Annotated in this window: 5 protein-coding genes; 3 read left to right on the plus strand and 2 right to left on the minus strand. The window is 44.1% G+C overall.

All coding sequences use genetic code 11. The annotated features are described in order from the left end of the window. Window positions 1-14: 14 nt before the first annotated feature. The 3 genes from rtxA to tadA all read left to right on the plus strand — a co-directional run bounded on the left by rtxA (window position 15) and on the right by tadA (window position 12,217). Entirely contained in the window at window positions 15-10,601 is a 10,587-nt protein-coding gene (rtxA, locus tag ACGF49_RS16440; protein WP_387491906.1) for an MARTX multifunctional-autoprocessing repeats-in-toxin holotoxin RtxA, read from the plus strand. Between the two features lie 268 nt (window positions 10,602-10,869). Then, on the plus strand, window positions 10,870-11,463 hold the full coding sequence (locus ACGF49_RS16445; RefSeq protein WP_387491909.1) for a hypothetical protein: 594 nt from the start codon (window positions 10,870-10,872) through the stop codon (window positions 11,461-11,463). 238 nt (window positions 11,464-11,701) lie between these two features. Continuing rightward, the gene (gene tadA / locus ACGF49_RS16450; protein WP_267479098.1) at window positions 11,702-12,217 is read left to right on the plus strand and encodes a tRNA adenosine(34) deaminase TadA; all 516 of its coding nucleotides are present in this window, start codon (window positions 11,702-11,704) and stop codon (window positions 12,215-12,217) included. A gap of 15 nt (window positions 12,218-12,232) precedes the next feature. Here tadA and ACGF49_RS16455 read toward each other — a convergent pair whose 3' ends face one another. Further along, window positions 12,233-14,539, minus strand: coding sequence for an Orn/Lys/Arg decarboxylase N-terminal domain-containing protein (locus ACGF49_RS16455; protein WP_228901495.1), 2,307 nt, complete (start codon window positions 14,537-14,539; stop codon window positions 12,233-12,235). Between the two features lie 131 nt (window positions 14,540-14,670). Beyond that, entirely contained in the window at window positions 14,671-16,086 is a 1,416-nt protein-coding gene (gene mltF, locus ACGF49_RS16460; RefSeq protein WP_113043757.1) for a membrane-bound lytic murein transglycosylase MltF, read from the minus strand. Window positions 16,087-16,191 lie beyond the last annotated feature (105 nt).

A 16,191-nucleotide genomic window follows, 5' to 3' on the forward strand; every position in this document is an offset into this window, starting at 1 on the left:
TTAAGGGATTATTTATGGGGAAATCATCAAACCGTAGTGCGGAATTTTTCATTACTGGGAAATATTACGATGATGATGGTGGGAATAATATTGTTGCTATTGGATTGGGAGGGGAGATTTATGCCAAAAGAGGGAATGATAATATTACCGTTGGTGCGCTTGAGACAACAATCCATGCCACTTCTGGCGATAAGGCTGTAGAGGGTGCTGCCGGATATCTAAAAATAGTGGATATTGACAGTAATCTGAAGGTACATGGTGCTGCGGGTTACGCAAGTATTGATAAAAGCGGTAATGGCAATATTTCATTTGCTGGCGCGGCGGGTGGTGTTTCCATGGATCACCGAGGGAGCAGCGGTAATCTAAACTTTTCTGGGGCGGCCGCTTATAATAACCTCAGTCGTAAAGGTCAATCCGGTAATGTGGCATTTAAAGGTATCGGTGGTTATAACGGATTATGGCACGAAACTAATCAGGGGGATTTAAACTTTAATGCCGCAGGGGCGGGTAATAAAATTGACCGTACCTGGCATGACCGTTATGAAGGAAGCAAGGGAAATGTGATATTTGTTGGTGGAGGGGCAGCAAATAGCATCAGTTCGCGGGTGGAAAGCGGTAATATTAATTTCACTGGTGCTGGGGTTGATAACCACATTATTCGTAAAGGGAGAGAAGGCAATATTATCTTTCAGGGTGCTGGAGCATCAAATCGCATTGAACGTTTGCGAAATAGTAAAGATAAATATGAACAGACTCGCGGTAATATCGAATTTGAAGGTGCCGGTGGTTATAACAAAATTTATTCTGATATAGCTCATGGTAATATCCGTTTCTCCGGTGCCGGTGGTTACAATGAAATATCAAGAATGGGTGAGGATAGCGATTCGTATAATAAAGCTTTGGGATACGCTAGCGCGGAGAAAATTGTATTAATAACGGCGAAGATGGGAGCCCAGAAGCCTCAGCAAGTAACCGCTATTAAATCAACGATTGAACCCAATACTTATCTCTTTGCGTTTGCTGACGGAAAATATACTAAGATCAGCAAAGTTCAGCTAAAAAATGATCCTAAAACCGATAAATTGAGTTATTACGCCACTTCATGGCGTAAAAATGGTAATCAACTCGCAAATCTTGCTACGGAAAATATCTCTTTAGAGAATGGATATGATGATATAAGCAATGATGGTGATTATCGTCTTTTTAATTTAATCTTTGAACATCATCAACCCGTTACTATTCAGCATATTGTCGAAGAAGATTTGCGAGAAAATCAATGGGTGACTTATGCCGGCGGAACCACCGCTAAAGCAGAAGATATCAAGCTGATTGATGCAAAAATGCATGGGCGTTCAATCCATTCTAATGGTTCGGTATTGGATGTTTCGGCGGTGAAATCGAATCGTCGATCAAATGCTTATGTCTATGCCAAATATGTCGAGTCATATACCAAAGTGGTTGTGGTGGAATTGAAGAATGATGATAAAACCGGCGAGCTGAAATATTATGCCAGTGCCTGGTATAAAGCGGGCGACCATACCCGTGATTTAGCCAATGAAGATTTTTCACGCGCAAATGGTTATAGCTCGATGGAGGTGGGGGGATATTCACTCACTAACCTTAAATATCAAGTCGATACTGTACGTCGTGTCTCTGAGCATTTAGAACATATTGAAGAATATAGCCGTCAGGAATTGGTGAAATCATCTTCGGGTATCGGTGATAGCTCCGGTGACGTTAATTTTAGCGGTATGGGTGGCGGAAACCTCATTAAATCCAGTGTAATAAATGGCAATGTTAATTTTGAAGGTGATGGGATTGCTAACATCATTCTTCATAGTTCGAGATCGGGTAATACGCATTTTGAAGGCGCAGGTGCTGCCAATATCATCGAAAAAAGTGGCATAGATGGCAATCTGACATTCCGTGGTGCAGGCTTGGCGAATGTCCTTGTTCACCAAGGCCGGAGTGGGGAAATGGATGTTTACGCCGGCGGTGCGGCAAACGTTCTGGTGCGTGTCGGTGATGGACGGTATCTGGCTCATCTTTTGGCGATTGGTAATATCTCAATCCACCAAGGTAATGGCGACAGCCGGGTCATCATGTTGGGGGGGTATAACACCCATACCCAAATAGGTAATGGCAGCGCGAATTGGTTAGGTGCCGGCGGTTTTAATGTCATGACCCAAAAAGGTAAAGGGAGTATTTCCTCGCTACTTTTGGGGGGAGCTAATGTGTTGACCAAGCTTGGCGGAGATAATCTGGTTTCCGGCATGCTCGGGGGAGCCAACATTATCACGCATATTACGGGTGATAATGAAATATCAAACACCACAGCAATTGCGCTGGGCGGTGCCAATATCCTCACCAAAAAGGGAAGAGGTGATGCTGTTGCGCTGATGGGCGGTGGCGCAAATGTTCTGACTCACATTGGTCATGGAAGTACGACGGGGGTGATGTTGGGGGGTGCCAATATCCTGACCAAAGTAGGCAATGGTGATACTACCGGTATTATGCTTGGGATGGGTAATGTGCTGACGCATGTTGGAGATGATCAGACATTAGGGGTCATGGGAGCAGCAGGTAACATCTTTACTAAAGTGGGAGATGGAACCGCAATTGCGGCCATGATTGGGGTCGGCAATATCTTTACCCATGTTGGCAAGGGGGATGCATGGGCGTTGATGGGGGGGCTGGGTAATATCTTTACCAAAGTAGGGGATGGTAAAGCGCTGGCACTGATGGTAGCCGAGGGCAATGTGTTTACCCACGTTGGGGACGGGATGAGCGTTGCCCTGATGCTGGCGGAAGGTAATGTTGCAACCAAAGTGGGTAATGGGACGACCTTAGCTGCAATGATCGGTGAGGCCAATGTGATGACCCATGTCGGTAATGGCTCAACCTTTGCCGCGATGATCGGGCAGGGCAATATCCTGACGAAAGCGGGCAATGATTTGGCGCTCGGTTTGATGGTTGGTGAAGCTAATATCTATTCGCATGTAGGTGATGGCACCAGCATTGGCTTGTTTGCCGGTGAGTTGAACGTGATGACCAGAGTAGGTGACGGGACAACGCTGGCGGCAATGTTTGGTGAAGCGAATATCATGACCCATTATGGCGACGGTTTAACTGGCGTACTGGCACTGGGTAAAGCCAATATTGTCACCAAAATGGGTAAGGGTTTTATGGGAGTGGTGGCAGCGGCCGAGGCTAACGTTGTTACTCATATGGGAGCATCAACGACGGCTGCCATGCTATTAGGTAAAGGCAATATTCTGACGAAAGTGGGTAGTGGGACGACGGTCGGCCTGCTTATTTCCGATGTGGGTAACATCATGACCCACATTGGTGATGGCACAACCGTTGGTTTCGCTAAAGGTAAAGCCAATATCATAACAAAAGTGGGAGAAGGTACAGGGATTAACGCCGTTTGGGGTGAGGCTAATATCCTGACTCATGTTGGTGATGGCGACCGTTACAATTTCGCGAAAGGCAAAGCGAATATCATTACCAAAGTGGGCGGAATGCGAGAAGTCACGGTAGTTCAGGGCGATGCTAACATTATCACCCACGTTGGTAACGGTGATGATTACACGGGAGCCTGGGGCAAAGCTAATGTCATTACTAAGGTAGGCGATGGGAATAATGTGGTACTTGCTAAAGCCGATGCCAACATTGTGACTCAAGTCGGTAACGGTGACAGCTTTAATGCGTTGTGGAGTAAAGGCAATATCGTCACCAAAGTGGGTGACGGTATGCAGGTTACCGCGGCAAAGGGTAAAGCCAATATCACCACTACGGTGGGGAATGGTTTAAGCGTGACGGCGACGCATGGCGACTTGAATGTGAATACCAAAGTGGGTGACGGAGTTTCAGTCAACGCGGTGTGGGGTGAATATAACGTCAATACCAAAGTTGGAAATGGTCTCAATGTTGCGATCATGAAAGGCAAAGGTAATGCCAATATTCATATTGGTGATGGCTTGGGGATCAATGCCTCTTATGCCCGCAATAATGTGGCGATTAAGGTGGGTAATGGTGATTTCTACAGTCTTTCTATTGCAGAGAGCAACACACAAAGTCGTCATCTCTCTTCTCTGTTTGAGAACATTAAACAAACTGTGTTCAATGTAGAGGGTAGCCAGGCGATTAATTATCTGATTCGTGGTGATGAGGCAAATACTTCTGGCGTTAATAAAGGCAGAGGGGCGATTAATTTAACCGAAGTTTCCGCCATTGATGGCTTCCAGATGGATAAAATTGATGAAGTGAGTTCGGATCTGGCTAACAACTTGAGTGGCGCAATAACCCCGGTAGAAACGCCTGATACTCAGGTTATTCAGGATGCCTTGCAGATTGGAGATAATGTTGGTTCAGCTCAGGATCAGGCATCACCACACGCTGATGCGGTTGTCAGACATGCGAAGCAGGATAAAGCCGCGCAAAATGCGTTAAGCGATAAAGAAAAAGCGGAGATGAACCATCATCGTTTGGAACAAGAAAAAGATAAACAGCTTAAAACGATTTCAAAATCACAAGGCCAACTAGAATCAACCAATCAGGCAGCACTGAATACCAATGGTCAAGTACAGCGTGATGCAATAAGTGAAGAGTCTAGGGGAGTCACGGAAGAACTATTCTCCCTGACTCAAGGTATGGGCGAGCTTAATAACTATGGGAATTATGATGGCAAATCAGGTGATGAGTGGCGTAATCGGTTTGCTGTTGGATATCTGGATAATATCCAGAATAAATTAAATGATGCCAAACTGACTGCACAGAAAAAATTAGCTGATGCACAGCAGCACTTTATTGATAAACGAGAAACAGTAATAACAGCCATTGAGAAATCAGAAGTAGGTTTCACGAAAAGCGCTGAGAATCTAGATAGTGCAGACGACGATATTGCAGACGCTGAGAAAAAAGCAGAGCAGAGAAAAGAAGAGGCATTATTACAGAAACAACGAGCCGATAAAGCGGTGAGTGACGCCAATACCGCGTATGACAAAGCGAAACAGCGTGGTGAAAGTGATAGTACAGCGGCGGAAAATAAAACGACACAGGCGCGGAAGAATGCAAAAAGCGTGAAACAGGCTGATCATGCTAAACCGGATCGCTCTGGGGCAACGGGCAGCGGTTTGTCTGGGGAAGCTTATACACCGATTAAGGTGGAGAAATCGAAGAGTCATATCGATCCTGCATCAAAAGCTGAACCTGACGGTTGGATCAGTGAAGATCTGGCACTAACAGCAGAAGATTTGGCTGCTTTGAATAATGCGCAACAGGCAGTCAATCGGTTACAGCTTAATAAAGGGATTCGTTCAGGAAATACCAGTGCTTCGATCATGTCAATGTTTACCGAAACATCATCCGATGGCACGGTGAAATCAACCGTAAATGAATCCAGAGAATTAACCCGAAAAGCGCCGACGATTTCAGGTATTGATCTGCAAGGACTAGGGGGAAATAACCCTAGATCTCATTCTTCTGTACTTAAAAAATTAGAACTTATCTTACTGAAGAAGAAGGACAAACGGTTTATTGATTCGACTAAAAGACGCCTTGGTTCGATAAATACCGATTTGCCTAGTAAGGCGTTGGTGGCCGTGCGTGAGGCGTTTAACAGTACCGTCGAACGGCCCGATGAACAGCATGCATTGCAGCTTGAACAAGCACTGGCTCATTGGCAGCAGCATGATCCCAAGGAATTCACTCAACGTAGTAAGCTGGTGAAAAGTTTACGTTTTGAGATGGGTGAGCTGGTTGCACACATTCAGGCCCAGAGAGCGGAGTCAGCCGGGATTTTGGGTATCACTGTGCCCCCTGAGCAGGTTGAGCAGTTTGGACAGCAGGTATCGTTCGATGGGCTTGGCCGTGTGGTGGGCCTGAAAGGCGATATTGCGCAAAGCGAAATTAATCGTCTCATTGATGTACAAATTAAGCCATTAACCCATATTAACTCCGCTGCGGAGCGGGAAGCGCCTAAGACCGAAAGCGAAAGCCTTATCGTTTTCGTCAGCCGATTGCAACAGGAAGCGATTCCAGAAGGTAAGCCGCTGATTGAACGCGCCAGAGAACTTTGGCTTACCGGGCAAGTAACACATCAGAAAACCAAAGAATTATTTAAGGATGCTGTTGCCCAGTTGCAAGCACATCCTGAATTGCACACGCTGGCTCAACAGCTATTGACTGATGCCAACAAAGAGAAGGCCACTGGACAATATATTGATAACCTGTTTGGCCGCCATTTTGATTCTGAACTGGCTTATGAGCTGGTGAAAACAGCTTCACCGGAGGCGAAAAATACCGCTGAACGAACAGGTAACTTCTTGGTGGAAGATTTTGGGCGGTGGATAGGTGATATTTACCCTGAAGGCGAGAAACGTAACGAGGCAATTGATAAAAAGATGAAATCTTTTGCCGAGGCTATTGATAAGGATTTTCGCCCTTGGTTCAGCCGGGTGCCTGAGGTGACGACATTCTTGGACGATCCGACTTTTGCTAATTTCAAGACCATGATGACCCAGGTTGATGATGGTTTTTCTGTGATTAAAGTGCCATTTCTGGCAGTAAAAATGGCGACCACACCGGGAATGGGGATGGATGTTGCTGACTGGAAGAGAAAAGGGGATTCTTTCTATCTGAACGTGATCACCAAAGCTCGTTCAACCAGTACTGAACTGACTACCGGGACGAATGCGGAGGATGTTAAGTACAAAGTAGAAATTACGGAAAAGCAGACCAATGATTATGGCACGGCGTTGCCCTACCAACCTGCGAATAATAAACATGACGACTTTTTGTATGGCAGAAAGGTCGCGGCAGGTCGAATCTTGACCCCTGGACGGGAAACTGCATTTGAGAGTAATGCATTGGCACAAGGCCAGTCTGTGGTAACTGGCGCATCTGGTTCGACCAATATCATGGTTCACCTCAATGACTATATTGCCAGCAAGCAACCCAACTTCCCAACCGGGCAGAGCTATCTCAATACGCTGGCATTTTTGGTATTTGATGGGGGTCACTCTGTCAACGAAAGTCTGGTGGTTTATCAGGCACTACAAGCAACTGATGAGGGAAAACGTAAGCAGATACTGAACAGCTACACGGCTAATTATCAGGATCTGGCAGAGATTGCTGGGGAATCGGGTAAGGTGTGGGTCAATCAGGCGCTGGATAACGCGTTTAAAGAAACTCAAGAGTTTTATCAGAAGTATGCGGTGGTAAAACCACAAAGCCGCCCTGCGGTGGAAGAGTTAGAGGGATTATCTGGCAAAAATAAAGAGGTAGAGCCGACTATTATCGACGATAGTCACCTGAAAAAGCCCGTTGATGGTTGGCAAACGGTGGACGTGGTGCCACAGACTGATGGTCGTGAAACCCGCTTTGATGGTCAGATTATTCTTCAGATGGAAGATGAGCCGATAGCCGCCAGAGCCGCCGCTAATCTGGCGGGTAAACACCCAGATTCCAGCGTGGTTATTCAACTCGACGCCAGCGGTAAATATCGTGTGGTTTATGGTGATCTGTCTAAATTATCAAATAAATTACGTTGGCAGGTGGTCGGTCATGGTCGTGATACGTCAGAGCAAAATAACATTCGTCTGAGTGGTTACAGCGCTGATGAATTGGCGACGAAATTAAAGCAGTTTTATCAGGCGGCTAAGCTGGGCGAACAAGCCATCAGCAAACCCGATCATATCAGTCTGGTGGGTTGTTCACTGATGAGTGATGATAAACGGGATGGCTTTGCGCGTCGCTTTATTACTGAGTTGGATAAACAAGGTATTCGCAGTGATGTGTCAGCCCGTAGTAGCGAAGTCGCGGTTGACGCAACAGGCCGTAAATTTACCCGTGACGAAAATAACCAATGGGTTAACAACTCGCCTGATAACAAAATTGTATTGAGTTTGAATGCTGAGAATAAACTGATAACGCATACCGAACAGGTTCGTCGTGGTATTGCTGAAAGCGATATCGACTTCTCTAAAGTCGGGTACACGGAGGCTGATTTGGTTACCAAAGGGGAAATTGCAGATAACACAGAAATTTTCATGGAGCCGCAAAAGCGTGAAAAGGTTAACGCCAGCGATAACTCGCCTCATCAGCTCAGTTACGCCGGTAATATCCAGGTGGATGTCGGTGAAGGCGAGTTTACGGCGCTTAATTGGGGAACCTCGAACGTAGGTATTAAAGTGGGAACCGGTGGTTTTAAATCGCTGGCTTTCGGTGACAACAATGTGATGGTTCACATTGGTCATGGTGATAGCAAACATAGTTTTAATATAGGCGGCTATCAGGCGCTTGAAGGGGCGCAGATGTTTATCGGTAACCGTAATGTCAGTTTCAACCAGGGTCGCAGTAATGACCTGATTGTGATGATGGATAAATCCATCCCAACGCCGCCATTGGTCAATCCATTTGATGGTGCTGCCCGTATTGCTGACGTATTGAAAGGTATTGCCCGTTCCGGTGAAACGCAGGATTGGTTAGCGGCACAAGAGCAGCAGTGGACCATTGCCGGCGCGAAGAAGTTTGTGCGTGATATGTCTGGTTTAGACCAAACCAGTAGCGTGGATTACAAAACGCTGCTTGATTTGGACTCACAACATGAACGTAGCAGCCGTGGTTTGCAGAATGACGCCGAATCAGCCCTGAATAAGAAACTTAATCAGTGGATAGGTGAAAACGACAATAGTGTCGATGCAGGCAAAATGAGCTGGGCGGATAAATTCCGTCGGGCTGATCAGACGCTGGCTTTCAACTTTGCTGTTGGCGGGCGGGGAGCGGATATTCAGGTGACGACGGGTAATTGGAACTTTACGTTCGGTGACAATATCCAGTCAATTTTGGATACCAACCTGGGGTCGCTGTTTGGTCTGATGACTCAGCAATACTCGACAACGGGTATGGCAAAAACAACCTTTACTTACAACCCGCAGGACTTACCGCGTCAGCTTCAGAATAAGCTGCTTGGCCGATTATCGAAGGTGGGGGCGGATACCACTTTGGCGGATATTTTTGGTGTGGATTACACCGCGGATGGACGTATTGTTTCCCGCACGGGCAAGCCTGTTGATGGCGAGGCGATGCTAAAAGAGATGCTGGAAGTGATAAAGGAATTTAGCGGTGATCAACTGGAAGCTTTCACCAACCCGGGGAAATTGCTGGAGAGTTTGGAGGCCGGCATCAAAGCGGGAGAAGATGGAGTCAGGACATTTGCGGAAAGTCATGGTTTGAAAGAGAAAGCGCCCGATAAAAATCAGCAACCAGGCGCTGTGGTGAGCATTAACGGAAATAGCGCTCAAGCTAATAGCAACGCGGAACGTGCATTTGGCTTTAATTTGCCTAACCTGTTTGCAACGATGTTCAGTAAAGATAAACAAGAAGAGATGAAGTCGTTAGTGGCTAACCTGAAAGAAAACCTGACGACAGATCTGCTTAATATGGAAGAAAAAACGTTTGATTTCCTGCGTAGCAGCGGTCATCTGCAAGGGGATGGCGATATCCACGTATCGTTGGGGAACTATAACTTCAACTGGGGCGGTGACGGTAAAGATCTTGGCGCTTATCTGGGTGATAACAACAACTTCTGGGGCGGTCGCGGTGATGATGTTTATTACTCACTAGGCACATCCAATATCTTTACGGGTGGTGAAGGCAATGATCTGGGCGTACTAATGGGGCGTGAGAACTGGATGTTTGGCGGAAATGGCGATGATACCGCCGTGGTAGCCGGACGGATTAACCATGTCTTTATGGGCGAAGGGAATGACCAGACGTTTGTCTTTGGCGAAGGCGGCCTGATTGATGTCGGTAATGGACAGGATTACGTCGTGACTTCCGGTAACTATAACCGGGTGGATGCTGGGGCAGGTCAGGACTACACGGTGACCATCGGCAATAACAACCGGGTTGATTTAGGTGAAGGCAATGACTTTGCCAGAGTGTTTGGTAATGACAACCGGATTGAGGGTTATTACGGCAATGATACGATTAAGCTGATGGGCTACCATGCGATGATTAATGGCGGAGAAGGCGATGATCACTTGATAGCCGCTGCGATTTCGAAGTTCAGCCAGTTTAACGGCGGTGATGGACAGGATTTGTTAGTGCTGGGCGGTTATCAGAACAGCTTCCAGGGGGGAGCAGGCGTGGATAGCTTTGTGGTCGGCGCAGAAGTGATTGATAACCGGGTTAACGATATCAACGCAGAAGATATGATCTTGTTTAACGGGGTTGACTGGAAAGACTTATGGTTCCAGCGCAGTGGATATGATTTGGTGCTGTCAGTGAACCGTCATACTCAGGCCGACACGGCTCAGGGGAAATTTGAATCGGTAGGTTCAGTTACCTTTAATGATTACTTTAATGGTCATCGTGCCAAATTAGTGACGCAGATGGGGGATAAAGACAAATCCGGCGAGCATGAATTTACGGCACTTTCTGACAATGCGGTTGATTCATTGATTCAGGCAATGAGTAGTTTTTCCCCGACAGCGGGCGATAATGGTTTTATTGAAAGTCTGGACAGTAAGGCGAGCGTGGCTGTTGCCACGGCATGGACCGATGTCACTATTGGTAAGGGGAAATTTGCCTAATTAGTTCGCTGTAAATTAGCAAAATAATTGTCGTAGAAATAAAAATAGCTCACAGAAATGTGGGCTATTTTTTTGTTTTTGCGGATATATGTAATGCTATTATTGCTGAGGTGGTGTCGGTTTATTTTGCTATATTTTCTTTAATAACATAATGATTAAAATAGATTCATTGCTTGTTTTTACATTGATGTTATCTTTGTGTTTGAAAATTTCTATGTAAATAAGTTTTTATTGAATGAAAACTATTATTTTTTTGTAAGGTGGATAAATGAGTAATAAGAATGATTTTAAAGCATTTTCTATTGGTAATAACGCTCATGTAGTCAGTCAAGAAAGATACGAAGAAAGTCAGAATTTACAAACTGGGTTTCCTCCAGAAAGTATTACTACTCATGTGTTAAATAAGGCATTACGACAATCATCAACAATAGCCTCTGTCGTGGCTAATTTTATGTCCACGCAGTGTGGAAAGGATGTTTTGGATAATGGTGATTTGGCAACACTTAATAAGACTTTTGCTGATTCATTAGAGTGTCACGCGAACAAAAAATTCCCCGGTAGTTTATCTCATAATGGTTATCAACAACTGCCGGGTGGATTAATACTTCAATGGGGAATACATAAATTTACGCCGTTAGTTGAAAATAAAGTAATTTTACCAACGCCTTTTAAAAATAGTTGTTTGAGGGTTTTTATGACAGATGGTGGTGGGTGGGCACTTCCAATGGCTGCATTACCCAATGGAACATTGAATAGTTTTAACGCTTGGGTAGCTGGTAAAGCTTTCGATTATCTTGGAAATGAAATTAAATTATCTGCTGGTGTCCATATAGCTGGACAATATCTTGCAATTGGTTTTTAATTAGTATTTTTAAATGAATAATAAGCTGAAATTTTTTGCGGCTTATTATTTAAATGAAATATAAAGATGTCATGAAATACAATTGTATTATATGTTTGTTTGTTGATGGTATGTTGTAGTAATAATAAATATATAAAATGAACGCGGATATCTATTCCCAATGGATTAATAAAAAAATATATCTGGAAAATAGGTAAAACAAATCGTTATAATTGTCCCTGATGTAATCAAATGAGATATGGCAGTGATTGAAATCTATAGTGACGAATATTGGATGCAGCAGGCGATAGAACGAGCAATGAAAGCGCAAGAGCAGGGGGAAATACCTGTTGGTGCTCTATTGGTTGCTGATAATAAAATCATCTCGGAAGGTTGGAATCAGTCTATTATCGCGCATGATCCTACCGCTCATGCTGAAATTATTGCGTTACGCAAAGGGGGAGAGCAGTTACAAAATTATCGTTTGATAAATACCACCTTATACGTCACGCTTGAGCCTTGCACTATGTGCGCTGGTGCTATAATACATAGCCGAATACAGCGGCTGGTTTATGGCGCCAGTGATATGAAAACTGGCGCCGTAGGTTCTTTGGTTGATATATTGCGCCATCCTGGCATGAATCATCAAATTGATATTACCAGTGGCGTGCTTGCTGAGGAATGTTCGACGATGTTGAGTGCTTTTTTCAAACAACGTCGGCTGCAACATAAAGCATTAAAAGCCGCCAGAAAACAGCAGGAAGAAAATCAATAGATATACCCTATGGATTCACTCTTTTAGTACCCATATATGGTACTCGCCGTTTATCATCTCTGCGCCTTCTAGGATTTTTTCAAAGCCTGGGAACTTGTTATTCCATTCACCGAGTTGGCGAATATATTGTAACCGGGGCGCATGTTCATCACCAAAACGTTCTCCCGGTAGGATTATTGGTATACCTGGTGGATAAGGAATGACACTCACAGCAGATATGCGCCCTGCCAGTTTATTAAGTGGTAGATGTTCAGTGCGGCCTCCCATATGATCAAGGTGTGCTTGTCGGGGGAGTTTCACTATCTCAGGTAATTGGCTAAATGATTTCTTTTGCTCAATATCTATTTCATATTCTTTTATATACCCGAATATTTTATCCGAAATATCTTTGAGCCCCATATTTTCATAATATTCAGGGTATTGCTTCGCGAGTTTTGGCAAACATTGTTTAAGTGAAGTATTAGCGTCATAGTGTTTCTTGAAATTCAACAATACATTGATCAATGTTCCCCATTTACCTTTGGTGACGCCAATAGAAAACAGGCAAAGAACGATAAAATCGGTGGTACGTGCCGGCACAATATCATGCTGACTGAGATAAGCGGAAAGAATTTCGGCTGGAATGCCATTTTCCAGCAATTCATCATTATCATTCATTCCTGGGCATAAAATACCGACTTTTGTTGGATCTAGCAGGCACCATTCTTCTGATAGATTGGTAAATCCATGCCATTTGTCTCCCTCTTTTAATACCCAACAGGCAGGATCTGTTGCCAATTGTTCTCTGTTTGCCTCATGGAAGGGAATTAATTTACCGCTATCTGCGCTGATAATCTCTCTGGCATTCCAGGGTAAGAAGAACCAATCATCTTTTTGTTTAAATTGATGATGGGTTTTTGCTAATGTCAGACGGAAGTCTACGGCTTCATTAATCGCGTTTTGTATCAGTCTTTGCCCCTGCGGGCCATCCATCATGGCCGCTCCAATTTCATTAGTGGCGATAAGCGAATATAGCGGTGAGGTTGTGGAGTGCATCATATAAGACTCGTTGAAACGGGAATGTTCAACGGGTTTTTTACCATTGCGGATATGGATATAGGATGATTGTGATAGCGCTGCCAACATCTTATGCGTGGATTGAGTGGCAAATATTGTCGGGCCATTATTGTCAAAATCATTTGGGTCATCACGCATTGAGTAACGATGTTTATACATAGGATTAAAACGCGCATAAGCAAACCAGGCCTCATCAAAATGAATTTGATCAACACTTTTTGCTAGTAAATCTTGGGCTTGTTCTGCGTGATAACATATTCCATCATAAGTACAGTTGGTGATGACCGCATAAACAGGCTTATTGTCTATCGCGATCGCTTTTAATGGGTGTTGATCAATGAGTTGTTGGATATATTCTGGTTGAAATTGATCTCTGGGAATGGGGCCAATAATACCATAGCGGTTGCGTTGAGGAATAAGATATACGGGCAAAGCGCCAGTCATGATTAAACCTTGTCCAATAGATTTATGGCAATTGCGATCGCATATAACAATCTCTTTCTCACCAATAATGGCACCCATGATAATACGGTTAGAACCCGAAGTGCCGTTAAGAACGCAATAGCTTTGATGGGCACCAAAAATCGTTGCGGCATATTCTTCTGATTCTTTAATTGCACCTGTATGATCTAGCAGTGATCCAAGTATTTTTCTTTCTATGCCAATATCACTTCGGAATAAATTTTCCCCAAAGAAATTAATTAATTCTCTTCCTACCGCTGTCTTAGTCAGTGCAACACCGCCTTGATGCCCAGGAGCAGTCCAGGAATATTCTGGTGATTCTTGGGTGTATTGAAGTAATGCACGAGTGAAAGGCGGTAATAATTGAGCATAATATTTCTTAATTAGCGAACTGGCGCGAGAGGCGATAAATCCAGCCGTGTCTTCAAGCATCCAGACGAATTCATTTGCCAATCCCATGACTTCAAGTGTCAGTGTGTCGATGCTGGAATATTCCGCGGTCAACAATACCGGAATGGTTGTATTGTGTCTGCGTATTTCTTTCAGTAATTCTAAGACTTGTTTATGAGATTCATAGTTATTATCTCCTGAAGTCCAATCAACAAAAATACAGCATAGTGAGGAGTCAGAAGAAACGGTAGCGATGCCATCTTGGAATGTAGCAGCCAGAATAACAGCGAAATTGTTCTTTTTTAATGCTTCTATTAACTCTGTAAAAGCACGACCATTCGCTGTCGTCGGGCTAAATACATGGCTGCTGACGACCATAATTTTGTTTTGTTCGTTAATGTCTAAATTAATCATGATTTATCCTTTGAGAGAGATAGTGTCCTGACGAATTTAGTATGGTTAGCTGAATTAGCTGTCAAACATAATATAACTGAGGATATATAATGGCTGTAATTGACTCCTTAGGGCCTTATATTTGTTTACTTTTATTTTGGTTGGTTTTCTTGGGGAATTAATTTTTTCCGGTTTTCTTTGGCCTGTAAATATCCGACTAAACTAAGCTGATAACGGCGAATATTTTCAATATAGCGATAAGCTTCATGTCCACGGGCATAGCCATAGGTGGTATTTGTATAATATTTTTTCTGGCTTAATAGTGGAATCCGTTTTTTGACATCGAGCCAGCTATCGGGATTTCCTTTCTGTGATGCCGTCAGTTTGCGGGCATCTAACATATGTCCATAACCCATATTGTAAGCTGCCAGTGCAAACCAGATGCGCTCATCTTTAGGGATATTTTCAGGTAGTCGTTTCATTAGATTTTGCAGATAGATAGCCCCTCCCTTAATACTCTCCTCTGGATCAAGGCGATCAACGACGCCTAACCCTTTAGCCGTCTGGCTGGTTAACATCATCAGGCCACGTACACCCGTGGGTGAGGTTGCCTGTGGGTCCCAATGAGACTCTTGCCAGGCAATGGCAGCGAGGAGTTGCCAACTGATATCACCGGAATATTTTTCAAATAGTGGCCGATAGGTAGGCAGAATATTATCGATGGCACTTAGAAAAGAGAGTGTATCGAAATAATCAAATGAGTGGACGTGACCAAAGTATTTCTCCTCCAATCGTGGCATGACATTTTTTTCCGTTAGCTGGCTGAAAAAATCTAGCATGGCAGCGTAAAGGCTGTAGTCGTCAATGCGTTTTAAATACCATGTCAGTGGGTTATCTTCACTCACATCAAAAGCGACGGCCAAATTAGGGTGAGTACGTTGTTGCAAAGCGACATTAATCGAGTCACCTAACGTATAATCCAGTTTACCTTCCGATACCTGTTCCAGTAGTTCGCGAGTGTTATATTGCTGTGTCTCCTTCCATTCGAGCTCAGGGAAGGAACTCGCTTTCATTTCTTTCAATGTGCTGACATGAGCAGAACCAGAAGCGACCAGTAGTTTACCTTTTAAGTCTTTAAAAGAGCGGGGGCGTGGAGTTCCTTTGCGATAAATCAGTTGTTGGGATACAGAATAGTAGGCTGGACCTGTGCGGGTTTGATCCAGCCTTTCTTGATGATAAGTCAGGCCGGCGGCCAGAAAATCAGCTTCACCCTTTTCCAGGTCATCAAATAACTGATTGATATTTGTTCTAAATTTGATTTCTAATTTGACGCCAAGGTAATTAGCAAAGCGTTGTACCAGTTCGTAATCAAATCCATTTAGTTCTTTCTTACCGGTAAGATGGATCAGAGGTGAGCTAATGGTGCTGATCCGTAGCTCTCCTCTGGTAATGATCCTGTTAATCTGCTCCTGCTGTTTATTCGGCCAACTGATGTTCAGACTAATGATGGCGGCAGAAAAAAGAGCGATAACAATGATAACGAAATAATTTATTTTTATATTATTCAAATGGTTATCTCTGTATAACGCAGTGTGGTGCTATGTGGAAACGCGCTATATTGTTATGGTTAAATTTCCAGTGATTGAGCATTTTGCGGAACAAAAACGGGCTGT

It is taken from the genome of Photorhabdus sp. RM96S, from assembly GCF_042879335.1.
GTDB lineage: Bacteria > Pseudomonadota > Gammaproteobacteria > Enterobacterales > Enterobacteriaceae > Photorhabdus > Photorhabdus kayaii.

Bases quoted from the DNA above. Each gene is read 5' to 3' on its own strand.
- rtxA (WP_387491906.1), top strand. From the start codon at position 15: ATGGGGAAATCATCAAACCGTAGTGCGGAATTTTTCATTACTGGGAAA.
- ACGF49_RS16455 (WP_228901495.1), bottom strand. From the start codon at position 14,539: ATGATTAATTTAGACATTAACGAACAAAACAAAATTATGGTCGTCAGC.
- ACGF49_RS16445 (WP_387491909.1), top strand. From the start codon at position 10,870: ATGAGTAATAAGAATGATTTTAAAGCATTTTCTATTGGTAATAACGCT.
- tadA (WP_267479098.1), top strand. From the start codon at position 11,702: ATGGCAGTGATTGAAATCTATAGTGACGAATATTGGATGCAGCAGGCG.